The organism is Helcobacillus sp. ACRRO (genome assembly GCF_022347125.1).
Taxonomy (GTDB): domain Bacteria; phylum Actinomycetota; class Actinomycetes; order Actinomycetales; family Dermabacteraceae; genus Helcobacillus; species Helcobacillus massiliensis.
Genome location: NZ_JAKRNG010000069.1, coordinates 1 through 616, shown reverse-complemented (window position 1 = coordinate 616; position 616 = coordinate 1). Strand labels below are relative to the sequence as shown.

Sequence of the window (616 nt, the reverse complement as noted above, 5' to 3'; positions counted from 1 at the left end):
TCGTGGCCGCCGGTGATCACGGCGCTCGTGGTGGCGGGCTTCGCGCTCGCGTTTGCGGGCTGGCGTTCAGCCAGCGGCGCCTTCGTGGACGACCAGTTGGCGGAGGTGGCGGACGCCCGGTCGTAACGCAACCGTGTCCACAATGTCGCTTCTGACGGCGCGGTGGGCGCGTGCCCTCGCTTACACTGGCGGGGATGGCTGACGTGATTGTGGGGCGGTTCGCCCTCATCGACCTGATCGCCAAGGGCGGCTCAGGCGCTGTCTGGCGCGCCTGGGACAAGAAAGTGGACAACGTGTGCGCGGCGAAGGTGCTGCGGCAGCGCGACTCCGCTGATCTCATGCGCTTCGTCCGGGAGAAGGGCGTCTCCTTCGATCACCCGAACCTCCTCACCCCGTACGGCTGGGGCGCGGAGGACGAGCACGTGGTGATCGCGATGCCGCTCGCGTCCGGCGGCACCCTCGATGGGCTCATCAAACGAGGCGGCCCCCTCGGTGAGGCTGCGACCGTGGTGATCCTTTCGCAGCTGCTGAAGGGCCTGCAGCACATCCACAACGAGCAGTGGATCCACCGGGATGTGAAGCCCGGCAACATCATGTTCGATGTCGGCGGCCCCAC

General features: G+C 67.7%; 1 protein-coding gene. It reads left to right on the top strand.

Annotated elements, in window-relative coordinates; genetic code table 11:
- Nucleotides 1–194: 194 nt before the first annotated feature.
- The coding region (locus tag MHY20_RS11525; protein WP_239376905.1) for a protein kinase at nucleotides 195–616 on the top strand (422 nt) is incomplete at its 3' end.